Genomic DNA, 22,744 nt, shown 5'->3' with positions numbered 1-22,744 from the left:
CAATCCTAGTGAACTACAGTAGGCGCACGACGGCGGCACTTCCGGTTCCGTATCAACAAAACCGAAAGTGCCGCCGTCGTCCGTTCTATTCAGTTTCGCGGAATTCGTCATCGTCCAGGGGAACCACGCGCTCCTCGGCGTCCAGTTCCACCGGGGCCTTGGGGACCACGGCTTCTTCGGCGTCCAGGAATTCGTCTTCGGCGTCCCATTCCTCTTCACTGATGGGGACATCCTCGGCATAGTCGTACGCGGGATCCGCTTCTACTGCTTCAAGGTGCGGCATGTCCGGTTGGGGTCCGGCGGTGTTCATGATTCAACCTCCGTTTGATCGCCTGACGTGCTCATTCTCGTGGGTGCCACTGGGCTCCGCACACCTTCATCAGAGCACCGCCCGTCAGCCCGGTCAAGGGCTTGTGGAATCACTCCAGGAGCGGCCGCGCAGGGGCAAATTTTAAGGGAAACCGAAACTCTTCAGTGAGGTCAGCCAGCCGAAAATCCGCGGAATTACGCGCTAAGCTGGCTCTGCAATGGGGCCGAACCATGCCCTATCCAGCACAGGAGTTTCCGTGTCTCACCACGCCCATTCAAACCAGGCCCAGCCGTCGGCCGAAGCGTCCCCGGCAGCCGGCGAGCCCACCCCGGCCGACCTCCGCCGGTGGCGGCAGTATCTGGCGGACGAACGTGCAGAGGCCGCTGTCTACCGCGATCTGGCGCAGAACCGCGAGGGTGAAGAGCGCGATATCCTTCTGGCCCTGGCCGAAGCGGAAGGCCGGCACGAGGCACACTGGCTCCAGCTCCTCGGTGAGCACGCGCACAAGTCCCGGCCGGCGTCCCTCCGCAGCCAGCTCCTGGGCTTTTTGGCCCGCCACTTCGGATCCGTATTTGTCCTGGCCCTGGCCCAGCGCGCCGAAGGCCGCTCCCCCTACGCCAAGGATCCCAACGCCACTGACGCCATGGCCGCAGACGAACAGATCCACGAGGAAGTGGTCCGCGGCCTGGCCACCCGTGGCCGCAACCGGCTCGCCGGGACCTTCCGGGCCGCCGTCTTCGGCGCCAACGACGGACTGGTCAGCAACCTCTCGCTCGTGGTGGGCATGGCCGCATCCGGCGTAGCGAGCGGCGTGGTGCTCCTCAGCGGCATCGCCGGACTCCTGGCCGGTGCCATGTCCATGGCGGCGGGCGAGTTCGTGTCCGTGCGCTCCCAGCGGGAGCTGCTGGCAGCAACCCGGCCCACCCAGATCACGCTCGCCGCGGCCCCGAAGCTGGACCTGGAACACAACGAGCTCCTGCTCGTCTATTTGGCGCGCGGCATGTCCCGCGAAGCAGCAGAGCACCGCGTTGCCGAACGCATGGGCCTGCTCAGCTGCGACTGCGATCCCAGCCTGTCCCTCCAGCCCGAACTTCCCGAGACAGAAGACCAGCACGAAGCTGTGGGTACCGCGTGGGGCGCGACCCTCTCCAGCTTCTGCTTCTTCGCTTCCGGCGCCGTGGTCCCCATCCTGCCGTTCCTGTTCGGCCTGACCGGACTGACGGCACTGGCAGTGGCCGGCGTGCTCGTGGGACTGGCGCTGCTGGTGACCGGCGGAATTGTTGGGCTGCTGTCCGGGACGTCGCCCCTGAGCCGCGGCCTGCGTCAGCTTGGCATTGGCCTCGGGGCCGCCGCCGTGACCTACGTGCTGGGACTCGCCTTCGGCACCGTGGTGGGCTAGCGCACGCTGGTCAGTCCGCCAGTACCCCCGCTAATCCCCAGCACCGCGAGCGCGTCAGCCACACTGTCCACCAGGAAGATCCGGTCCGCCATGGGCCGGCCTGTAGCGAGTTTGTGCAGCATCGGCCACGCCGGTAATTCCTGCTCCCAGTGGCGCCTGCCAACCAGCACCATGGGCGTCACTGCTTCCCGGGCACTGTAGTAGTTTTCGCAGGCGTCCTGGAAGATTTCCTGCACCGTACCGGCCGCTCCCGGAAGGAAGATGACTCCGCCGTCGCAAAGTTCCAACAGGATCGCCTCGCGGATGGAATTCGCGAAGTACTTGGCGATGTGGGTAGCGAAGTAGTTGGGCGGCTCATGCCCGTAGAACCAGGTGGGGACACCCAGCGAGGGGGTTCCGTTCGGATAACGTTCGACGACGGCGGCTGCCTCGCGTGCCCATGCGGACACTGAGGGCCGGAAGCCGGGTATGGTTCCAAGTCCGGCCAGCACGTCTTGGAACTCAGCATGGGGAATCCGGCTGAGGTAGGCGCCCAGGTTTGCGGCCTCCATGGCCCCCGGACCGCCGCCTGTTGCCACCAGCCGGCCGGTTTGGGCGAGGAGCCTGCCCAGTTCTGCAGCCTGCGCGAATTCCACCGTTCCCCGCCGGGCTGTGTGCCCGCCCATCACACCCACGGTGGTCTGCCCGGCGCGGAGATCCGACCGCATGAATTCGTCCAGCGCGTCGCCGATAGCGTGATCGTGCAGCGCCGAGGCCAAGGTGGCGTCCAGCCGGTGCCGCTGCCCGGGACGGATGCTCCAGTGATATACGAGGGCGTCAGGGAGTTCCTCATACGGCGCGTGTTCCAGCCCGGCGTAAAGTTCCTGGGGCGTGTAAAGCGCGGCCCTATACGGATCGAACGGCACACCCTGAAGCTTGGGGAAAATCAGGGCACCGCGGCGCCGAAGTCCTTCTTCCACGTCCATATCGAAGGTGCAGCCGAGGAAGATTGCGCCTTCCACATCCATTCTTTCGAGCGCTCCCGTCCGGCCCCGCAGATCAAGGGACTGGGCGTGCCAGCCGCGCATTGCCACGGCACCGGCGGCGACCAGTCGGTCGAAGCTCTCAAGGCTTTCGACTTCAAGGGTCCGGGGGCTGGGCACCAGCCCTCCGGCAGGGTTCATGCCGGGGACCTAGCGTGCCAGTCCGGCAGCGCCCGTGACGTGCTGCTCCAGCCTGAGCAGGGTCTTCTCGATGCTGGCCGGGTGGCGGCGCAGGTAGCCTGCCAGCCGGAGAAAGAACTTGCCCCGGACTGCCCTGGCATCCCACTGTTCGGTGACACGCGTCCCGGCCCTGCCGTCGGCGTCGGTTGCCGGTTCGAGGACGTAGCGCCAGATGTGGCCGTAGAAGTGGCGCCAGGCAATGCGCCGCCCTTCCTCAAATTCGCAGACCGTGTTGAGGATTTTGTAGTCCACTTTCATGTTCATTTCCATGCCGAAGCGGGCTCCGAGTTCGAGCCGCTCGGGTCCGCGCGGCTGGGCACCCTTCACGGTGCCGGAGCCGTCGATCACGCTATGCAGCGCCGGAGTGGCCAGCACCTCGAAGATCGCTTCCGGTGCTGCGGGGATGAATCTCTCACGGGACACCAGGTAACGGTTATTCATTCCCCCAGCCTAGCCGGGCGCGGTGAGCTTACTCTTCCCCGGGACAAGCACCGTCACGGGGGAAAATCCCGTCTCAATGGAACGGCAGACCCTTGACCGGAGGCCCTGTCAGGCATAGATTAGTAATCAATCAATAGGTTGATCAATGAAGAGGTTGATTACCTGTTTGATGAAGTTAGGAAGGCCCCAAGATGAGTTCCGACGACAGCACCCTGGACTCGGCTTTTATGGCCCTGGCCGATCCCGTACGGAGGAGCATCATCGCCCGGCTCAGCCGGGGCCCGGCCACCGTGAATGAACTGGCGGAACCTTTCGAGATCTCCAAGCAGGCGGTCTCGAAACACATCCAGGTTCTCGAGCAAGCGCAACTGGTCACCCGGACCAGAGATGCACAGCGACGGCCCGTACACCTGAACCCCGCACGGCTTGAGGCGCTCACAGCGTGGATCGACCAGTACCGGTTGGTCCGCGAAGGGCAGTTCCGCAGCCTCGACGCCGTACTTAGATCAAGCGCCGCGGACAGCGGCGGCTAACTTCCAAGGAGTCATCATGAGCAATTCCCTGAAACTCAGCGTTCCGGAAGGCGTCCCGTTTATCGACTACGAACGCGAGTTCGATTTCCCCGTTGCGGATGTCTTCCGCGCCCACAAGGAACCGGACCTGATTGTCCAGTGGCTCGGCCCCAGGGGACTGAAGATGGACATCGACCACTATGATTTCCGCACCGGCGGCACGTACAGCTACCTGCACACCGGGCCGGACGGCGTGGCCTACGAGTTCAGCGGCGTCTTCCACACGGTCCGGGAAAACGAATTCGCCATCCAGACCTTTGAGTTCGGCGGCTATCCGGACGTGGTCAGCCTCGAGTTTATGACGTTCGAGGACCTCGGTAACGGCCGGACCCGGCTGCGCGGCCACTCCGTCTACCCCAGCCTGGAAGCCCGCGACGGCATGGCGCAGTCCGGCATGGAAGGCGGCATGACCGAAGGCTACGAGCGACTCGACGAGCTGCTCAGCGGGGCGAAGGTCTAGGACGGGAAAAGTTCGACGGCGGATGCTCACCTTCCCGGGGATGGTGACCGTCCGCCGTCGTGTGCGGGAAACCGCCAAAAGGAATCCATCCCTGGTCTGACGTCAGGACATTGCTTTGCAGCGGCTTCGCCACCGATGAGGCGATTTGCCACCCTTGACCTTGGCTGGACGCCTGCTAATATCAAGAAAAGGAAGCATGTCCTATCAAAAGAACAAAGGGTGACATACTCGGCACGTCCTGTTGTTGGACGGCCCGGCGTGGGGCCTGGAACACGGGGAATATTCAGTGGCGAATCAACTTGGCCTGACCATCGACCGCTCCTCCCCCGTGCCCTTGTACCACCAGGTTGTCCAAGGGATCGAGGCCGCCATTCACAGCGGCGTCCTGGAACCCGGCAGCCGCCTGGACAACGAAATCGACCTTGCGGCCCAGTTGAACCTCTCCCGGCCCACCATGCGCAAGGCCATGGACGAACTGGTCCGCTCCGGCCTGCTGGTCCGAAAGCGTGGCGTGGGAACGCAGGTGGTGTCCAGCCAGGTCCGCCGCCCCTTGGAGCTCTCCAGCCTGTTCGATGACCTGACCAACAACGGGAAGAAGCCCACCACACAGGTGCTGAGCTTTTCCCACATGGAGGCGGACGCCCCCACACTCGCCACACTTCAACTGCCTGCCGGCTCCAAGGTCTACCACTTCACGCGCCTGCGCAAGGTGGGCGGCCAACCGCTGGCGCTGATGGAAAACTGGGTCCGCGATGACATCGCCGCCATGGATGAGGCTATGCTGGCGGCCGAGGGCCTCTACGCGATCCTGCGCCGGGGCGGCGTCAATTTTCGCCTGGCCACGCAACGGATCGGCGCGATGATCGCCAACGACTACCAGGCGCCCCTGCTCGAGACGGACGTTAATTCCGCCCTGGTGACCATGGAACGCACCGCCGTGGACGATACCGGCCGCCGGGTCGAGACGGGCCACCATGTGTACCGCGCCGATTCCTACAGCTTCGAAATGACACTCGTACAGCGCTAACGCAAGGACTTCTGCCATGACCAACTGGGTCTACCCCCTCGGTACTGCCACGGACGGCGACTGGGACATCTCGCTCGGAACATCCGATTCCGCCACGGCCGTGGACGGCTGGGCCCACACGGGCCTGAAGGTCGCCACCCTCACGGCGGGCGCCGCCATCGAACTTCCCGCTACCGGCGAGGAACGGATCGTGGTTCCGCTGAACGGCTCTTTCACCGTCACCGTGGACGGTGTGGGTTACCCCCTCGCCGGGCGGGCCTCGGTGTTCCACGGTCCCAGCGACGTCCTGTACTCAGGCATCGGAAAGTCGGTCACCATCAGCTCAGCCGACGGCGGCCGCGTGGCCGTCGCAACCGCCCCGGCGCAGGCCTCGTACCCCACCCGCCTCGTCACGGCTGCTGAGACGCCAGTGGAACTGCGCGGCGCAGGCAACTGCTCCCGCCAGGTCCACAATTTTGGCACCCCTGCGGCGCTGGAGGCAGACCGCTTTATTGTCTGCGAGGTCATCACGCCCGCCGGCAACTGGTCCTCCTATCCCCCGCACAAGCACGATGAGGAAAAGGACGGCGAAACTCACCTCGAGGAGATCTACTACTTCGAGACTCAGGTTGCCGCCGGCTCCGGCGCACCTGCCGACGCCGACGCCATCGGCTACCAGCGCGTATATGCCTCGGATGACCGCCCCATCGACGTGTCCGCCGAAGTGCGCACCGGTGATGTTGTACTGGTCCCCTATGGCTGGCATGGCCCCGCCATGGCGGCACCGGGCTACGACATGTATTACCTCAACGTCATGGCTGGTCCCGGTCCGGTGCGCGAGTGGCTCATCAGCGACGACCCCCACCATGGCTGGGTGCGGCAGAGCTGGGACGGACTGGACATCGACCCCCGGCTGCCATTTACAGCGTAGAGATCAAAACAATGCCCCGCCGGAACTGATTCCGGCGGGGCATTGTGTCTAACGGGGGTACGGTCAGCGGGCCACTTTGAGTGCCACCTTGACCGGCGCACCCGTGGCCAGCGACTCCTGGGCGGCATCGGCCACCCGGGATGCTGCCACCGCGTCCTCGGGCGTGCACGGGTTCTCCCGCTCCCCCAGGATCAGCTCCACAAATGCCTCCATCTCGGAGCGGTAGGCCTGGTCGAAGCGCTCGGCGAAGGTCCTGTGCGGTTCCCCGCCGGGGAAGTCGACTCCGGCTTCCGCGGAGGCCAGGGCGGACTTGCCGTCCAGGCCAACCATGACCGACCGGCTGGACCCTTGGATCTCCAGCCGGACATCGTGGCCCGCCCCGTTGTAACGGCTGGCGGAGACCGTTCCCACGGTGCCGTCGTCGAACGTTATTACGGCGAGGGCCGTGTCCACGTCACCCACTTCGCCGATGGCCGGGTCACCGTTGTTGGAACCCTTCGCATAGACCTCCACGATCTCGCGGCCGGTCAGCCAGCGCAGGATGTCGAAATCGTGGACTGAGCAGTCGCGGAACAGGCCACCGGACGTGGCCAGGAATTCCACTGGCGGCGGCGTCATGTCGCAGGTGACCGCGCGCAGCGAGTGGATCCAGCCCAGTTCACCGGCCTGGTAGGCACGCCTGGCCTCCAGGTAACCCGCGTCGAACCGGCGCTGGTGACCGATCTGGACCACACCGTTATTGTCCCTGATGTAGTCCAGGACCGGCAGCGCATCGGCCACATTCATGGCCACCGGCTTTTCGCAGAAAACCGGAACGCCGGCGTCCACCCCCGCACGGATGAGTTCCGGGTGGGTCCCTGTCCCCGTCGCGATAACCAAACCGTCAATTCCGGAGGAGATCAGGTCCGCCACGGAGGGCAGGAACTCGGCGCCGAGGCCTGCCGCGGTATTTCGTGCGTGGTCTTCGGCAACATCCGTCAGCCTGAGCCGGACGTTGATGCCGCGCGGGTTGAGTACCCCGTTGAGGGAGGCGATGTTGTTGGCGTGCATGACACCGATGCGTCCCACTCCAACCAAGCCAAGAATGACATCCTTCATAGTGTTCCTTCGCAGGTAATTGAGTTAAGGGACCGCGGCGGGCTGGACCGTGAAAGCTGCCCGGAAAGCTTCCAGAGCCGCGTCGCTGTCGCCGCTGGCCCAGGCTTCCATGCCGACTGTTCCGTCATATCCGGCCTCGGCGAGCGCCCGGGCGACTGCCTGATAGTTGATTTCACCGGTGCCGGGCTCGCAGCGGCCCGGCACGTCCGCCACCTGGATTTCCCCGATGTGCGGCAGGGCAGTGCGTACTAGTTCGATGAGGTTCCCCTCCCCCAGCTGGGCGTGGTAGAGGTCCAGCATGAGCTTAACGTTGGGGTGTCCGGCTGCTTCCACGAGGGCCACGGTGTCCTTTGCGCGGGCCAGCGGGATGCCGGGGTGGTCCAGGATGGTGTTGAGGTTCTCCAGGCAGAAGGTCACGCCGTACTTCTCGCCCAGTGCGCCGAGGCGTTCCAGGGTCCGTGCACCGGTGCTCCACATGCGGCCGGTGGAGCGGAAAAGGGGACGCGCCGCCTTGCCGTCCACCAGTTCCGCGGAGTGCACCACCATGCGGCTGACCCCGAGCTCCAAGGCGGTGGGAATCAGCGATTCAGCCGTCCGGACCACGTCGTCGGCAGTGCCGGGGTCCACCAGGCTGCCCGCGGTGTATCCGGTCATGGAGGAAAACACCGCGCCGGTGGCCTTGAGTGCCTTCAGGTCCTTGGTGCGGGAGTCCCACAGCTCGACGTCGAACCCGGCGTCGTGGATGCGCCGCACCCGGTCGGCGAAGGGCAGGTCGGTGAACACCATCTCCGCACAGACAGCCAGCCGCATCAGACTCCTGCCTTGGCGGCCGCGGGGACAGCCACGGGGGCGCCCTGTTTGACGGATTCGATGCATGCCAGTGCCACGGCGAGGGCGCGGCGGGCATCTGCGGTTCCCGGGGTGAGGGCGAAATCGCCCGACGGCGGCGGCGTACCGTCGCGTCGGGACCTCACCACGGCGGTAAAATCGGCGAGCTCGTCGGTGTAGGCGTCCCGGAAGAGCTCCACGTTGAGCCGCGGAGTGTCAGCAGCGAGTCCGTCCGCGGTGTAGCGCCGGGCCGCGGTTTCCGTGGCCCGGCCGGCCTGAACCATGCCCTTGGAGCCGAAGACCTCGCCGCGGACGTCATAGCCGTACAGGGCGCTGAAGTTCGCCTCCGCCACTGCGATGGCTCCGTTGCTGTAACGGATGGTAACCACGGCGGTGTCGAGGAAGCCTTGGTCGCGGAGGCCGGGTTCCACCAGGGCGTCCGCCACCGCGTAGACCTCCACGGGTTCGGCACCTTCGTTGAACCAGTTGAGGGTGTCGAAGTCGTGGATGAGCGTTTCCAGGAAGATAGTCCAGGCGGGGACGCGGGAAGCGTTCGGGATGCTGCCGCTGCCCGGATCGCGCGTGAGGGAGCGCAGGAGTTGCGGCTGACCGGCGAGCCCTGCGGCCAGGTCCTGCTTGGCGGCCTGAAAGTCGGCCGCGTACCGGCGGTTGAAGCCGATCTGGAAGTGCACGCCGGCAGCCTCCACCGCGGCGAGTGCGGCATCGAGCTCGTCGAGTCCCTGGCCGGCGGGCTTTTCGCAGAACACGTGTTTTCCGGCGGCGGCTGCCTGCGCGGTCAGGGCGGCATGGAAGCGGGCGGGGCTGGCGATGATGACGGCGTCGATCTCGGGATCGGCCAGGATGTCCTCCGCGCTGGCCGTGACCTTTGCCGTGCCGAGCGAGGCTGCAAGCGCCCCGGCGGATTCAAGGTTGGGGTCGGCGATGGCGGCGAGCGTGGCGTCCGGGACACGGTGGGCAATGCTTTCCGCGTGGAATGCGCCCATCCAGCCCGAACCGATGAGTCCGATGCGTACCGGGGCCGGGACTGGAGTGGAGTTCTGTGCGAGGTAAGCCATGGCTTGTCCTTTCAGTGGGTCGAAACGTGCGTGTGTATGAGCGGCGGGCTGTTCAGTGCTGGGCGGTTCAGTGCCAGGCGGTTCGGCCCGAACTGGCCGGCACGCCTGGAAATACGACGCCAACCTGGCGGCGGATCTCGTCGGCGACTTCCATGGTGCGGATGGAGGCCGCCAGCGTCCGTTGGCTGGCGCGCGTGCTTCCGGCGTCAATGGCGCGTGCCACCGCCGCGGCCTCGTAGTGCAGGCCTTCGAAGTGGCCGCCGGGGGGCTCGTCGTGGCGCAGTCGTGTGCCGTCGGGGAAACGGACCTCGAACCCGCCGGGCATGTTGAACGGGCCATCGATGGTCAGCGTTGCCTCGGATCCCACCACTATGGCGGCGGTGGGCGTGAAGTTGTGCACGTGGGTGTTCACCACGGCTTGGGCGCCCCCGTCGAACGTCATGATGGCGGACAGTTGGGCGTTGACGCCGGATTCGTGCGGCTGCCCCAGGGCGACCAGTTGCTGCGGGCTACCCAGCACCTCGGTGACCAGGGCCAGCGGGTAGGTGCCCAGATCAAGCAGCGGGCCGCCCGCCAGTTCCGGGTTGAAGATGCGGTGGGAGGGGTCGAAGTGTTCACCGTATTCCGCGACGACGGTGGTGATGGTTCCCAGAGTGCCGGCGTCGAGGATTTGGCGGATGACATCAAACTTCGGCAGGAAAAACGTCCACATGGCCTCCGCGGCGAACACCCCGGCGGCGTCGGCCCGGGCCGCGATGTCCCGCGCCTGGTCCGCATTGAGTCCGATCGGCTTTTCGATCAGGACGTGCTTTCCGGCGTCGATGGCCAACACCGCGGCCGCGTGGTGGCCGGTGTGCGGGGTGCACACGTAGACGATGTCGATATCCGGAGAAGCGGCCATTTCCTCATAGCTGCCGTAGGCCGCGGGCACAGTGTAGGTTTCCGCGAAGGCTTTGGACCGGCTCAGCGACCGCGACCCGACGGCGGCGATCACCTGCCCGGTGTGCGCCTGGATGGATTCGGTGAAGCGTTCGGCAATCCAGCCAGGGCCCATAATTCCCCAACGCAGCAGGGGGGCGTCACGGGATTCGGGGACTCGGGACTGTGGGAGTGCTGTGGCTCTCATGCGTAGCTGACTTTCGTCGCTGCACCGTCGCTCTGCAGCGACTGGATCATGGCCTGGGCAACAAGCGAGGCGTTGAGGCCGTCCTGCGCGCCGGCCAGAGAAGGCTTCTCTCCGGCGGCGAGCGCAGAAATCCAGGCCTGCAGCTGCAGCCGGTACGCATCCGCGAACCGGGGACGCCAGTCCGCAGGTAGCTTTTCCTGTTTGGTTCCCTCTTGTTCAGAAAGCAGCAGGGCCGGATCATGCAGGGCCGCGGTGCCGCGTTCCGAAACAACCTCGCAGCGGGTGGTGTAGCCGTACTGCGCGTTGAGGAACAGCTCCAGCGTGGTGAGGGTTCCGTCCGCGGTGCGGAGCGTCATGAATGCGGGGTCCCGCAGTCCGCCTTCCGCGTTCCGGGTGCTCTTTCCGGCCAGCCATGAAACTTCGGTGATGGGCGAGTCCAGCAGCCAGGGAATGATGTCCAATTCGTGGATGGCAGAGTTGGTGATGGCCGATTCGGCGGTGGCTCCGGGAGCTGCGGAGGCATTCCGGCTGATGCAATGGACCATCAGGGGCTCGCCCTGCGCCCGGCCCTGCACGGCCTGCCGCAGTGCCACATAGCCCGGGTCGAAGCGCCGCATAAAGCCCAGGGAGAGCAGGGACGCTCCCGTTGCGGCCACCAGGTCGGCGTCCGCGGCCACCACTTCAAGGCTTTCCAGGAGGGTGGGTGCCAGCGGTTTTTCGCACAGCACCGGAGTCATCGCCTCAAAGCATTCCAGGACCAGGCCGGCGTGGGTGGAGTCGTGGGAGGCAACCACAACGGCGTCCACCTCGCTGGAGTGGATCAGCTCCGATGGGTCAGTGGTGATACGGGCCGACGGCGGCGCTCCCGCGGCGGCACGGTCGGCGTCGAGATCCGCCACAAAGGTGACTTCGGCGCCGCCGATGGTGGTGGAAAGATTCCTGATGTGGTCCGCGCCCATGATTCCGGCGCCGATGACGCCTACCCGGATCGCCATGATGTTTCCCTTCGTGTACGTCTCGCGTGCGTGGTGCGGATGCCTGGCACAGCATGGCGGGGTGCTCCGGAGGAATGTCCGGAGCGCCCCGCCGGGTGCCGCCGCTAGCCGTGTTTCGGGCCGCCGGCCGGGGCAGTGTCTGCGACTTCGGCGACTTCGGCCTGGACTTCCTTGAGAGCCTCGTTATGGCCGCCGAGTTGTTCGAGTTCGTGGGCGAGTTCGGCGAGTTCGGCGCCGCCGGCCATCTGCGCGGTCAGTTCGTCGAGAGTGATGTCTTTTTTGTCGTAGTACCCGATGGACTTGCCGCGTTTGAGCAGTAGGAACCGGTCCCCGACGGGGAAGGCGTGGTGCGGGTTGTGGGTGATGAAGATGACCCCGAGTCCGCGGTCGCGGGCCTGGAGGATGTAGCGGAGGACCACGCCTGACTGCTTCACGCCCAGGGCCGCCGTCGGCTCGTCCAGGATCAGCACCTTCGCACCGAAGTACACGGCCCGGGCGATCGCCACACACTGGCGTTCACCGCCGGAGAGCTGGCCGATGGGCTGTTCCACGTCGCGCAGGTCGATGCCCATTTCGGCGAGTTCCTTCTTCGTGATGTCCTTCATTTGCTGGACATCCATGCTCTTGAAAGGACCGAACCCGCTGGTGAGCTCGGAGCCGAGGAAGAAGTTCCGCCAGATCGGCATCAGCGGGACCACAGCCAGGTCCTGGTATACCGTAGCGATGCCGGCGTCGAGCGCGTCCCGTGGAGAACTGAACTTCCGTTCCTCCCCCATGATGTTGAGGACCCCGGCGTCGTGCTGGTGCAGGCCCGCGATGATCTTGATCAGGGTGGACTTCCCGGCGCCGTTGTCACCCAGCACGCAGGTGACGCGTCCGTTGTCCACGGCCATCGTGACGTCGCTGAGCGCCACGATATTGCCATAGTGCTTGCCCACGCCTTCGAGGGAGAGCAGGTGCACCGGGGTGTGTGTGAGGGGGTCTGCTTCATTCTTGAGCAGCGTTTGCTGGTTGATCTCGTGGACGTTCATTCTCGGGTCCCCTTACTTCAGTTCCGCGCGGCGTTTGACGATGAGGTTGACAATGGTGGCAAGCAGCAGCATCAGCCCCAGGAAGAACTTGAACCAGTCCGGGTTCCACTGCGCGTAAACGATGCCCTTGTTGGCCATGCCGAAGATGAACGCACCGATCGCTCCGCCAACGGCGGAACCGTAGCCGCCGGTCAGGAGGCACCCGCCGATCACTGCAGCGATGATGTAGAGGAACTCGTTGCCCACGCCCTCACCGGACTGCACGGCGTCGAAAGCGAAGAGGTTGTGCATGCCCAGGATCCAGCCGCAGAAGCCCACGCCCATGAACAGCCCAATCTTGGTGGCCTTGACCGGCACCCCGACGGCACGGGCCGCGTTGGCGTCCCCACCCACAGCGAAGATCCAATTGCCCACCTTGGTCCGCAGCAACACCCAAGAGGCCACGGCCACCAAAGCGATCCAGATAAACACCGTGTTCTTCACATCGACTCCGCCGATGTTTACCGAGGACGAGAAGACCGCCTGCGCCGCCTTGTAGCCGTCCATCGTCGAGATCGAGGGTGAGGACACGCCGCCGCCGATCAGGCGGGTCAGGCCGAGGTTCAGGCCGGTCAACATGAGGAAGGTCGCTAGCGTAACGATGAAGCTAGGCAGCTTGGTCTTCATCAGGATCCAGCCGTTGATGAAGCCGATGGCCAAGGACACCAGCAGTGCCAGGACGACTCCGACCCACACGTTGGTGGTGAAATACCAGCTGAACATCGACGCCGTCAACGCCGAACTGATCACGGCCACACCGGTCGAGAGGTCGAACTCGCCCCCGATCATCAGCAACGACACCCCCACAGCCATGATCCCGATCGTGGAGCTGCCGTACAGGACGGTAGCAATGGACGCCGGCTGGATGAATGTCTGGGAAACGGCCGCAAAGAAGGTAAAAAGAACGATGGCACCTACCAAGGCGCCCACCTCAGGGCGGCCGAGGAGCTTCTGAAGGGGGTTGCGCTTGCCAATACGTTCATCGGCCACGGGAAGGGGGGACTTGGATAAGGTCTGAGTCATGGGTTTCTCCTGCTCGGGCGGGTTCCGGAGCCACCAGGGCCCCGGAACCCGGCTCAGAGCATCCTTAGCGGATGCCTTCCTTGGCGAATTTGAGTACGTCCGGCGCGGCGGCCTGATCGATAATTGACGGGCCAGTGAGGACTGCCAGGCCGCCGCCTACGTGAATGCCGCCACGCTTTGCCTGCCACAAGGCATCCACTGCGCCGTAACCCTGCAGCCAGGGCTGCTGATCCACCGTGAAGGCCACCTTGCCGTCGATGATGGCCTGCGCCAGGTCACCGTTCATGTCGAATGACGCCACTTTGACCTTGCTTTGTAAGTTCAGGGACTCCACCGCCTTGTCGATGGTCAGGGTGAACGGTGCACCCAGCCCGATGATGGCGTCCGCGTCAGGAGTCGCCTGGAGTTTCGCGGTGACTGTGGAGGACACCGCCGTCATATCAGTTCCCTGGACAAACAGGTTCTCCGTGCCCGGGATCTTGGACTTCACACCGGCACACCGTGAATCCAGTGCAACGTTGCCTTGCTCCATGATCACGCAGATCGGGTGCTTGGCTCCGAGGGATGAGAGCTTCTGTCCAACGGCGGCACCGGCAAGGTTTTCGTCGGAGCCGAAGTGGGTGAACGCACCTACCTGCTTCCAGACGTCGGCACCGGAGTTGAGGCTGACAACAGGGATACCTGCGTCAGTAGCCTTTTTGAGGACATCCTTAAGGGCGTCCGGCTTGGCGAGGGTCACGGCGATGCCATCAACCTTCTGGTCGATTGCCTGCTGGATCAACTGGGCCTGGCGTCCGCCCTCGGGATCAGAAGTATAGAGCAGTTCCACGTTGTCCTTCGCTGCCGCCTCCTCGGCACCCTTGCGGAGGATGTCCCAGAAGGTGTCCCCGGGGGCGGCATGAGTAACAAGCGCTACCTTAATGCGGGGAGTGCTGGCGGCCTGGCCGCCGCCGGCTGCGTTGCCGGAGTCCGGGGATTTGCCGCCTGTACTTGAACATGCGCTCAATGCCAGCATCGGCACGACTGCCGCTACCAGGGCCGCCTTACGCCAAGAGAGTTTTACCACCGTGAATCTCCTTTGATCTGAGCTCCGGGCTGCCACTTTGCAACCTCTGGAATAACGCCTACATCGATCATGGTGACTTAGCGCACACATGTCAACAGTTTGTCCTGACATTAGGATGTAAACACGTAATAGAGGCCGGTTGTTTGCGTCCCAGCCCCGTTAGGGCGCCCCGAATCGGCCCCCATGCCAAGGGGCAGTACCGCTACGTGACGCGGTACCGCCCCTTTGGCGATTTGTATTGAGGTTGGCACTAAGGTGTTCGGCCCCCGGCCGTTGCCGCGGCCTCAGGCACGCGGCCAGAGATGTTCTTGAAGTAGTGCTCCAGGTCCTCGAGGCTCTTGTCCTTTGTCTCCGGGACATACTTTGAGGCGAAAGCGATGGCGCCCACCCCGAGCACGGCAAACACGAAGAAGGTGTTGGACAGTCCAATCCCGGCGAGGAGCTGCGGGAAGCCAAATCCCACAAGGAAGTTCACGATCCACAGCACAAAAGCGGAAGCTCCCATGCCCAGCCCGCGCATCTTGAGCGGGAAGATCTCGGAGAGCATCAGCCACGTGACCGGAGAAATGGCACCCTGCTGGAAGGCAAGGAATGTGACGGTCAGTGCCAGGATCACGAAACCCCGTTCGGTTCCTTCGGGCAGGACCAATGAGAAAAGACCAATCAGCAGCAGGGCGCTGGTGGTGCCTATCTGGCCGGTGACGAGCATCCTGCGGCGACCCACCTTCCCCAGAAGCCAGATCCCCACGAACGTCGCCAGGACGGAGATGATGCCGTTGGCTATATTGGCCGTCAGCGCGGCCTCACGTCCGAACCCTGACTGGGCAAGGATCTGGGTGCCGTAATACATGATCGAGTTCACGCCGGTGATCTGCTGGAGAACGGCCAGGCCGATACCCACCACGAAGATCCGCCGAAGCCAGGGGATGCCAAGGTCTCTCCATGAGCCCATCTTGGACTTGTAGTCCTCGACGGCCATTGCCTTGACGTCCTCGAACTCGGTCCGCGCGTCCTCCTGGGAACGGAGACGCTGCAGCACGCTGAGCGTTTCGCCGAAGCTGCCCATGGAAGCCAGCCAGCGCGGACTCTCTGGCATGACATTCATTCCGATCCACAGTGCAATGGCAGGGAGCGTGGCGATGACAAGCATCCACCGCCAGATGCCGCCGGCTTCGTCAAAGGTGTTGCCAAGGTACGCGTTGAAAATGAAGGCAAGCAGCTGACCGGTGACGATCATCAGTTCGTTCTGGGTGACGATCCGCCCGCGACGGGCGCTGGGCGACACCTCGGCCAAGTACACCGGGACGGTCACGGAGGCGCCGCCCACGGCCAGCCCCAGCACGAACCGTGCCACGATCATGATCTCGGTGCTCGGCGCGAAGGTGCAAGCCAGCGTCCCCACGAGGAAGATGACGGCAAGGACCATGATCATCTTGCGGCGGCCGTTGCGGTCCGCGAGGCGGCCTCCGAACAGTGCGCCGAAGGCTGCACCGAACAGCAACGACGACGTCACCAGGCCCTCGGTCAGCGGTGTGAGGCCCAGGTCCTCCTGCATGTACGGCAAGGCGCCGTTGATCACGCCGGTGTCATAGCCGAAGAGGAGGCCGCCGAACGTGGAGATAATGGTGACCGTCCGGAGGGCTCTCTTGTGGTTGCCGGGCTGGGTTCTGGTATCCGCAGGGACAGGGGCACTCATACGCTCACCTTTTGGACGTACTGCTTCATCGTCTCCAGTTGGTAGCGGGACACGTCCTCAGCGTTCTCGTCCTCGGCGAAGACGCTGGAAACCATCACCGTGTTTTCCCCGTCCAGGAAGCCGATTTCCTTGAGCCCGCCAAAGAACTCATCCCAATTGACGTCGCCGTCGCCGATTTTCAGGTGCTGGTGGACGCGGACAGCGTTTCCGGGCGGGTTGGTGATGTAGCGCAGCCCGTGGGACGCGTGGTGATCCATCGTGTCCGAGACATGGACCAGGCGAAGCTTATCCCCGGCGGCCCGCATAATCTCCAATGGTTTGTTGCCCATGTGGAACGAGTGCGAGGCCACGTAGACCATGCCGATGTTTGGCGAGTTCACGCCACGGATTACGCGGATGGCGGCCAGGCCGTCTTCGACGAAGTCGTCAGGGTGCGGGTCGATCAGGATATCCAAGCCTTCACGCTCGATGATCGGCAGCAGCTCCTCCATGGAGCGGTAGAAGGCGCGCTCGGACTCTTCGGCTTTCTCGGGCCGGCCGCTGAATTCGGTGTTCATGGTGCTGACGCCGAGGTCCACGGTGATCTGGATGGCACGCTTCCAGTAGCGGACTGCTGCTTCGCGGGCATCCTCATCCGGGCCCGACCAGCGCAGGACAGGAAGCACCGAGGCGATTTCCACGCCGGCGTCCGTGCATGCTTTGTTCAGCTGCGCCACCAGTTCATCGTCGGCCTTGGGGTGGTTATAGAACGGGATCATGTCTGCGTGCGGGGTCAGCTGCAGGTACTTGTACCCAAGGTCGGCGGCCACGCGCGGAAATTCCAGCAGGCTGTGGCTGTGATGGAACGGGGTGGGGTCCAGGGCGATCTTCATGGTCACTCCTTTGTGGTTCGGAAAACTACGATGGTGCGTGCGAAGGCGGCCTGCCGGTCTGCTGCCGGCAGGCCGCCTGCGGTCCAACCAGATGCTATGTGTACAGGCCGGGCTTGGTGTTGAGCTGGACCTTGACCTTTTCGCCCGATTTCTGGGCCTCCACGCCGGCTTCGCAGCAGGCAGCGGTGGCGTAACCGTCCCAGGCGGTGGGGCCTCCGATGTCGCCCCGGCGGGCGGCGTCTGCCCAAGCCTGCACCTCGACGTCGTACGCTGCACCGAAGCGGTCCTCGAACCCGGGCGTAATTTTCCCGCCCCACTTGCCGGCCGACTGGACGTATGGTCCGCTGTCCCCGCCGATACTGACGATGCCGTCCTCGAACGAAGCCTGCGTGGCCACCTGATAGCCGAACTTGGCGTTGACGTAGATTTCGACGTCGGCCAGGACACCCGATTCGGTCTCCAGCAGGACGTGCTGGGGATCGTGCTGGCCTCTGGGTGCGTTCCGGGTGGCTTTGCCGAGGCGGACCTGGACGGAAGTGATTTCCTCACCGGTGAAGTAGCGGATCGCATCGAACTCGTGGACTACGGAGTCGTTGATGAGCATCTCGTTGGTGAAGCCCTCGGGGGTGCTCGGGTTGCGGTGCTGGTGGTGCAGCATCAGCAGCTCCCCCAGTTCGCTGTTGCGGATGATCGAACCCAGAGCTGAGTATTCCGCGTCGAAGCGGCGCATAAAGCCGACCTGGATGCGCTTGTGGCCCAGTGCTGTTTCTGCCTGGACCACTTTCCAGGCGCTTTCGGCATCGGGCGTGAGCGGCTTTTCACAGAGGATGGGGAAATCCTTCTCGAGCGCCTTGTACAGGATTTCCTCATGCAGGAAGCCCGGGGTCGCGATCAGCACGGCGTTAACGTCGCCGTTGTTGAGGGCTTCTTCGGCACTGGCGAGAGCCACCGCGCCGTCGATACCTTCTATGGCTGCCTGCGCCCGGGCGAGGTCGACGTCGACGACGGCAGCTACTTCGGCTCCATGGATGCGCGTGCTAAGCCGCTTGATGTGGTCCGCTCCCATGCGTCCTGCGCCGATCACGGCCACGCGGAGAATGTCAGTCATTGTTCTGTCCTTTGTGAGGTGGGGCTGGTTACTGGACCCGCGTGCGAGAGCCACAGGAGAGCAGGTAGTTGCGGGTGCGTTTGGCGATAGGCATCGGGACGTCGAAGGCTACGGGGTACATGTCCTGTTCCACGATGCCGAAGATCGGACGGTTGAGGGCCTCCACAGCGTCGATGACAGCACGCAGGTCCGGCAGGCCATTGGGCGGCTCCGTCATGACGCCGGCCAAGTTGGCCGCAGCCCAGGTCATGTTTTCCTCGTTGACCTTCTTCAGGATGTCCGGGTTGATCTGCTTCAGGTGCAGGTAGCCGATGCGGTCCGGGTAGTTTTTGATCAACTCAAGGCTGGACGCACCGCAGTATTCGGCGTGACCGGTGTCCAGGCAAAGGTTGAGGTACTTCGGGTCCGTGGCGGCCAGCAGGGTTTCGATGTCCTGCTGGGCACCGACGTGTGAGTCCGCGTGGGAGTGGAACTGCTGCTTCAGGCCGAAGTCCTCCAGCAGGACCTTGCCCATGCGGTTGTGGCCTTCGAACAGGTCGGCCCATGCCGCCTCAGTGAGCTGGCCGCTTTCGACCGCTTCGCCGGTAACATCGTCACGCCACATGGCCGGGATGACCACGATGTGTTCGCCGCCCATGGCGGCGGTCAGTTCGGCGACCTTACGGGCCGGCTCCCACGCTTCCTCGTATTGTTTGGCGCCACGGTGGAAGGCAGTGAAGACCGTTCCCGCCGTGACCTTGAGATCGCGTTGTTTGAGTTCCTCGGCAAGTCGGGTGGGATCGTTGGGCAGGTAGCCGTACGGGCCCAGTTCGATCCACTTGTAGCCGGACTCAGCCACTTCATCCAAGAAGCGCTCCCACGGCGTCTGCTGGGGATCATCCGGGAACCAGACACCCCAGGAGTCCGGGGCGGTGCCGATGATCAGCTTGTTCTCGACGTCAGTCATGACACGGTGTCTTTCTTCGCGAAGGGTCAGTTGGACGGGAAGTTGTAGGAGGCGCCCGAGGCGTGGGTCGGCTCTGGCCAGCGGGACGTGACGACCTTGCCGCGGGTGTAGAAGGAGACGCCTTCGGGGCCATAGATGTGCTTGTCACCGAAGAGTGAGGCTTTCCAGCCGCCGAAGGAGTGGTAGGCCACGGGGACGGGCAGGGGCACGTTGATGCCGATCATGCCCACGGTGACGGAGCGCTGGAACGCGCGGGCGTTCGCGCCGGAGGACGTGAAGATGGCGGTGCCGTTGCCGTACGGGTTGGCGTTGATCAGTTTGATGCCGGACTCCAGGTCCGGGACGCGGACGACGACGAGCACCGGTCCGAAGATTTCCTCCGTGTAGGCGGTCATTTCGGTCTTCACATGGTCCAGGACGGTCGGGCCAACCCAGAAGCCGTCTTCGTGGCCGGGAACCACTAGGTCGCGGCCGTCCACCACCATCGCGGCACCGGCAGCTTCGGCTTCGGTGACGATCCTGACGATGCGTTCCTTGGACGCCGGGGTGATCACCGGGCCCATTTCGGCACCGGGCTCGGTGCCGTTGTTAACCTTCACGGCGACGGCGCGTTCTTCGACTTTCTTGACGATCAGGTCTGCGGCATCGCCGACTGCCACGGCCACGGAGATGGCCATGCAGCGCTCACCTGCGGAGCCGAAGGCGGCTGCTGCGAGGTGGTCGGCAGCGTTGTCGAGATCGGCGTCGGGCATCACGATGGCGTGGTTCTTCGCCCCGCCAAGGGCTTGGACACGCTTGCCGTGCTTGGTTGCGGTTTCGTGGACGTACTGCGCGATCGGGGTGGAACCGACGAAGGAGATGCCGTCCACGTCCGGGTGGGTCAGGAGCCCGTCGACGGTTTCCTTGTCGCCGTGCAGGACCTGGAAGACGCCATCGGGCAGTCCTGCCTGCTTCCAGAGCTTGGCCAGCAGCATGGAGGCGGACGGGTCGCGCTCGGAGGGCTTGAGGATGAAGGCGTTGCCCGTGGCGATGGCCATCGGTGCCATCCACAGCGGCACCATGACCGGGAAGTTGAACGGGGTGATGCCGGCAACGACGCCGAGCGGCTCGCGGAAGGAGAAGACGTCGATGCCGGTGGAGACCTGGTCCGAGTAGTCGCCCTTGAGCAGGGTGGGGATGCCACAGGCGAACTCGATGACTTCCAGGCCGCGGCCGATCTCGCCCTTCGCGTCGGAGAGGACCTTGCCGTGCTCTGCGGTGATCAGTTCGGCGAGGTCATCCACGTGGGCGGCGACGAGTTCACGGAACTTGAACAGCACGGCGGTGCGCTTGGCCAAGGAAATATCGCCCCAGGTGTCGGCGGCGGCTCGGGCTGCGGCGACGGTGGCGTCAAGGTCCGCCCGGTTGGCCAGACGCAGCTGGGCTGAGACGGCGCCGGTGGCGGGGTTGTAGACAGGCTGGGTGCGGTTGCCCTCACCGCCGGTTTCGGCGCCGTTGATGAAGTGGTTGATGGTGGTGGTCTCAGTGGTGGTGGCAGTCATGGGACTCTTCCTTGAGTTGGCGTGAGAAGTGGTGGGTGTTAGCCGAGCAGCTTGCGCTGGCGATTCTTGTGGTCGCTGTAGGTTTTGAAGGCCTGCTTGGTGGACTCCAGGTGGGAGACCTGCGAGACAGGGACGTCCCACCAGGACTCGGAGCTGGGTGCATCCAGCAGCGGATCGGATTCGACGTGGATCAGGATGGGTCCCCCGCGTTCCGGTGCTGCTTTGGCGTCGCGGATGGCTTGTTCAAGTTCGGCGATGACTTTCTCCCCCGGTTCGATCCTGACCACCTTCACGCCAAGGCTTTCGGCGTTGAGGGCCAGGTCCACGGGAAGGGTCTCGCCTTCGTCGAAGCTGTGCTGTTGCTCGTTCAGCGCCCGATACTGGGTGCCAAACCGCTGTGAGCCCAGCGATTCGGACAGGGAGCCAATGGAGGCGTAGCCGTGGTTCTGGATCAGGACCACAATCAGCTTGATGCGTTCCGCGACGGCGGTGACCAGTTCAGTGTGCATCATCAGGTAGGAGCCGTCCCCCACCATGACCACGACGTCCCGCTGTTCGCCACCGCGCGCGGCTTCGGCCAGCGCCGCACGCTTCACGCCCAGTCCGCCCGGAATTTCGTAGCCCATGCAGGAGTAGGCGTATTCCACGTGGTATCCGAACGGGTCCCGCACCCGCCACATCTTGTGCAGATCACCGGGCAGCGATCCGGCCGCGCAGATGACGACGTCGGCCGCATCCATGGCCCGGGATGCCGCACCGATGATTTCGTTCTGGGCAGGCAAAGGGGTGAAACGGGTATCGAAGGCTTCATCGACGGTGGCGTCCCAGCGCTGCTTCTCGTCCGCGACCTGCTGTTCCAGGTCCGCGCCCACGCGGTAGCCGCCGAGCGCTGCGTTGAGCTTGACCAGTGCTTTGCGGGCATCGGCCACGATCGGCAGCGTGGTGCCGTGCTTGTACGCGTCGATAGCGGCGACATTGATGTTGATGAAGCGCACGTCCGGGTTCTGGAACGCTGTCCGCGACGCCGTGGTGAAGTCCTCGTAGCGGGTGCCGATGCCGATGATCAGGTCCGCGTCGGCAGCGATGGCGTTCGCCGCCGTCGTACCGGTAGAGCCGATCGCGCCGAGGGAGAACTGGTGGTCCCAGGGCAGTACGCCGACGCCGGCCTGCGTGTTGCCCACCGGAATGCCGGTCAGCTCCACGAACTTCGCCAGTTCGTCGCTGGCGTAGGCGTAGAGCACGCCACCGCCGGCGATGATCAGCGGACGTTTCGCGGCGCGGATGGCCTCCGCGGCACGGCGGATGTCCTCGTCGTCGGCGTCGGGGCGGCGGATGCGCCACTCGCGTTCGGCGAGGAATTCTTCGGGAACATCAAACGCCTCGGCCTGGACATCCTGCGGCAGCGAGATGGTCACGGCGCCGGTCTCGGCCGGATCCGTCAGCACCCGCAGGCCGTGGTGGAACGCGGAGAACAGCTGCTCGGGCCGGGAGACCCGGTCGAAGAACTTGGACAGCGGCCGGAACGCATCGTTGACGGTGATGTCGTAGGCGTAGGGCTGCTCCAGCTGCTGCAGGACCGGATCCGCGGCGCGGGTGGCGAAGGTGTCGGACGGCAGCAGCAGCACGGGCAGTCGGTTGGTGGTGGCCAGCGCCGCGCCGGTCAGCAGGTTTGAGGAACCAGGACCGATCGAGGTGCTGATGGCGAAGGTCTGGCGGCGGCGGGTATGGCGGGCGTAGCCCACGGCCTGGTGCGATTGCGCCTGCTCATTGCGGCCCTGGTAGTAGGGCATGATCGCCGGATCCAGCTGCTGGTACTGCTTCAGGGCCTGCCCCACGCCGGCGACGTTGCCGTGCCCGAAGATCCCGAACGTGCCCGGAATCAGGCGCTCCCGGAACTCCTGGCCTCCGATGGAATCCACGGTGTACTGCTTGGACAGGTATTCGACGACGGCCTGGGCCACGGTCATTCTGCGGTTTG

22 protein-coding genes are annotated in these 22,744 nt (G+C 64.5%); 5 read left to right on the top strand and 17 right to left on the bottom strand.

Features of this window, described 5'->3' with window-relative positions:
• Window positions 1–85: 85 nt before the first annotated feature.
• Window positions 86–310: a hypothetical protein gene (locus tag AB4Y73_RS13910; RefSeq protein WP_441872462.1), complete on the bottom strand. Its 225-nt coding sequence runs from the start codon at window positions 308–310 to the stop codon at window positions 86–88.
• 256 nt (window positions 311–566) lie between these two features.
• Here AB4Y73_RS13910 and AB4Y73_RS13905 point away from each other — a divergent pair, with 256 nt between their 5' ends.
• A complete protein-coding gene (locus AB4Y73_RS13905; protein ID WP_441872460.1) occupies window positions 567–1,709 on the top strand; it encodes a VIT1/CCC1 transporter family protein in 1,143 nt (380 codons plus the stop codon).
• Here AB4Y73_RS13905 and AB4Y73_RS13900 read toward each other — a convergent pair.
• Window positions 1,706–2,872, bottom strand: a complete 1,167-nt coding sequence (locus AB4Y73_RS13900) for an LOG family protein (RefSeq protein WP_441872459.1) — start codon at window positions 2,870–2,872, stop codon at window positions 1,706–1,708. The two genes, AB4Y73_RS13905 and AB4Y73_RS13900, sit on opposite strands and share 4 nt — an antisense overlap.
• 9 nt (window positions 2,873–2,881) lie before the next feature.
• Window positions 2,882–3,352, bottom strand: coding sequence for a polyketide cyclase / dehydrase and lipid transport (locus AB4Y73_RS13895; RefSeq protein ID WP_441872458.1), 471 nt, complete (start codon window positions 3,350–3,352; stop codon window positions 2,882–2,884).
• Between the two features lie 191 nt (window positions 3,353–3,543).
• On the opposite strand from AB4Y73_RS13895, the gene AB4Y73_RS13890 reads away from it, so the two are divergent.
• The 4 genes from AB4Y73_RS13890 (at window position 3,544) to iolB (ending at window position 6,321) form a co-directional block, all read left to right on the top strand.
• Window positions 3,544–3,885, top strand: a complete 342-nt coding sequence (locus tag AB4Y73_RS13890) for an ArsR/SmtB family transcription factor (protein WP_441872457.1) — start codon at window positions 3,544–3,546, stop codon at window positions 3,883–3,885.
• A 16-nt stretch (window positions 3,886–3,901) separates the two neighbouring features.
• The gene (locus AB4Y73_RS13885) at window positions 3,902–4,384 is read left to right on the top strand and encodes an SRPBCC family protein (RefSeq protein WP_441872456.1); all 483 of its coding nucleotides are present in this window, start codon (window positions 3,902–3,904) and stop codon (window positions 4,382–4,384) included.
• Between the two features lie 286 nt (window positions 4,385–4,670).
• Window positions 4,671–5,411, top strand: coding sequence for a GntR family transcriptional regulator (locus tag AB4Y73_RS13880; protein WP_441872455.1), 741 nt, complete (start codon window positions 4,671–4,673; stop codon window positions 5,409–5,411).
• Window positions 5,412–5,427: 16 nt separating this feature from the next.
• A complete protein-coding gene (gene iolB, locus AB4Y73_RS13875) occupies window positions 5,428–6,321 on the top strand; it encodes a 5-deoxy-glucuronate isomerase (RefSeq protein WP_441872454.1) in 894 nt (297 codons plus the stop codon).
• Window positions 6,322–6,384: 63 nt separating this feature from the next.
• Here the strand turns inward: iolB and AB4Y73_RS13870 are convergent, their stop codons facing one another.
• The 14 genes from AB4Y73_RS13870 to iolD all read right to left on the bottom strand — a co-directional run bounded on the left by AB4Y73_RS13870 (window position 6,385) and on the right by iolD (window position 22,733).
• The gene (locus tag AB4Y73_RS13870) at window positions 6,385–7,419 is read right to left on the bottom strand and encodes a Gfo/Idh/MocA family oxidoreductase (protein ID WP_441872453.1); all 1,035 of its coding nucleotides are present in this window, start codon (window positions 7,417–7,419) and stop codon (window positions 6,385–6,387) included.
• Window positions 7,420–7,443: 24 nt separating this feature from the next.
• Window positions 7,444–8,229, bottom strand: a complete 786-nt coding sequence (locus AB4Y73_RS13865; RefSeq protein ID WP_441872452.1) for a TIM barrel protein — start codon at window positions 8,227–8,229, stop codon at window positions 7,444–7,446.
• Window positions 8,229–9,323 carry a Gfo/Idh/MocA family oxidoreductase gene (locus AB4Y73_RS13860; RefSeq protein ID WP_441872451.1) on the bottom strand — a complete coding sequence of 365 codons (1,095 nt, stop codon included), beginning with the start codon at window positions 9,321–9,323 and terminating at the stop codon, window positions 8,229–8,231. Before AB4Y73_RS13860 ends, AB4Y73_RS13865 begins: the two co-directional genes overlap by 1 nt.
• 67 nt (window positions 9,324–9,390) lie before the next feature.
• Window positions 9,391–10,449 (bottom strand): Gfo/Idh/MocA family protein, encoded by a 1,059-nt coding sequence (locus AB4Y73_RS13855; protein WP_441872450.1) that lies wholly within the window; start codon window positions 10,447–10,449, stop codon window positions 9,391–9,393.
• Window positions 10,446–11,444, bottom strand: a complete 999-nt coding sequence (locus AB4Y73_RS13850) for a Gfo/Idh/MocA family oxidoreductase (RefSeq protein ID WP_441872449.1) — start codon at window positions 11,442–11,444, stop codon at window positions 10,446–10,448. The genes AB4Y73_RS13855 and AB4Y73_RS13850 overlap by 4 nt, the downstream gene beginning before the upstream one ends.
• A gap of 104 nt (window positions 11,445–11,548) precedes the next feature.
• Entirely contained in the window at window positions 11,549–12,475 is a 927-nt protein-coding gene (locus tag AB4Y73_RS13845; RefSeq protein ID WP_441872448.1) for an ATP-binding cassette domain-containing protein, read from the bottom strand.
• A 12-nt stretch (window positions 12,476–12,487) separates the two neighbouring features.
• Window positions 12,488–13,537 (bottom strand): ABC transporter permease, encoded by a 1,050-nt coding sequence (locus AB4Y73_RS13840; RefSeq protein ID WP_441872447.1) that lies wholly within the window; start codon window positions 13,535–13,537, stop codon window positions 12,488–12,490.
• Between the two features lie 64 nt (window positions 13,538–13,601).
• On the bottom strand, window positions 13,602–14,603 hold the full coding sequence (locus tag AB4Y73_RS13835) for a substrate-binding domain-containing protein (protein WP_441872446.1): 1,002 nt from the start codon (window positions 14,601–14,603) through the stop codon (window positions 13,602–13,604).
• 250 nt (window positions 14,604–14,853) lie between these two features.
• Window positions 14,854–16,299, bottom strand: a complete 1,446-nt coding sequence (locus tag AB4Y73_RS13830) for a sugar porter family MFS transporter (protein WP_441872445.1) — start codon at window positions 16,297–16,299, stop codon at window positions 14,854–14,856.
• Window positions 16,296–17,171, bottom strand: a complete 876-nt coding sequence (locus AB4Y73_RS13825; protein WP_441872444.1) for a sugar phosphate isomerase/epimerase family protein — start codon at window positions 17,169–17,171, stop codon at window positions 16,296–16,298. The genes AB4Y73_RS13830 and AB4Y73_RS13825 overlap by 4 nt, the downstream gene beginning before the upstream one ends.
• Window positions 17,172–17,265: 94 nt before the next feature.
• Window positions 17,266–18,279 (bottom strand): Gfo/Idh/MocA family protein, encoded by a 1,014-nt coding sequence (locus tag AB4Y73_RS13820; RefSeq protein ID WP_441872443.1) that lies wholly within the window; start codon window positions 18,277–18,279, stop codon window positions 17,266–17,268.
• A gap of 28 nt (window positions 18,280–18,307) precedes the next feature.
• Window positions 18,308–19,225, bottom strand: a complete 918-nt coding sequence (locus tag AB4Y73_RS13815) for a sugar phosphate isomerase/epimerase family protein (protein WP_441872442.1) — start codon at window positions 19,223–19,225, stop codon at window positions 18,308–18,310.
• 26 nt (window positions 19,226–19,251) lie between these two features.
• Window positions 19,252–20,766 (bottom strand): CoA-acylating methylmalonate-semialdehyde dehydrogenase, encoded by a 1,515-nt coding sequence (locus AB4Y73_RS13810; protein WP_441872441.1) that lies wholly within the window; start codon window positions 20,764–20,766, stop codon window positions 19,252–19,254.
• Between the two features lie 38 nt (window positions 20,767–20,804).
• A complete protein-coding gene (gene iolD / locus AB4Y73_RS13805) occupies window positions 20,805–22,733 on the bottom strand; it encodes a 3D-(3,5/4)-trihydroxycyclohexane-1,2-dione acylhydrolase (decyclizing) (RefSeq protein ID WP_441872480.1) in 1,929 nt (642 codons plus the stop codon).
• Window positions 22,734–22,744 lie beyond the last annotated feature (11 nt).

Origin of the sequence: Pseudarthrobacter sp. TAF60_1 (genome assembly GCF_052113505.1) — a bacterium.
Taxonomy (GTDB): Bacteria; Actinomycetota; Actinomycetes; order Actinomycetales; family Micrococcaceae; genus Arthrobacter.
This window is presented reverse-complemented; position numbering and strand designations above follow the sequence as displayed.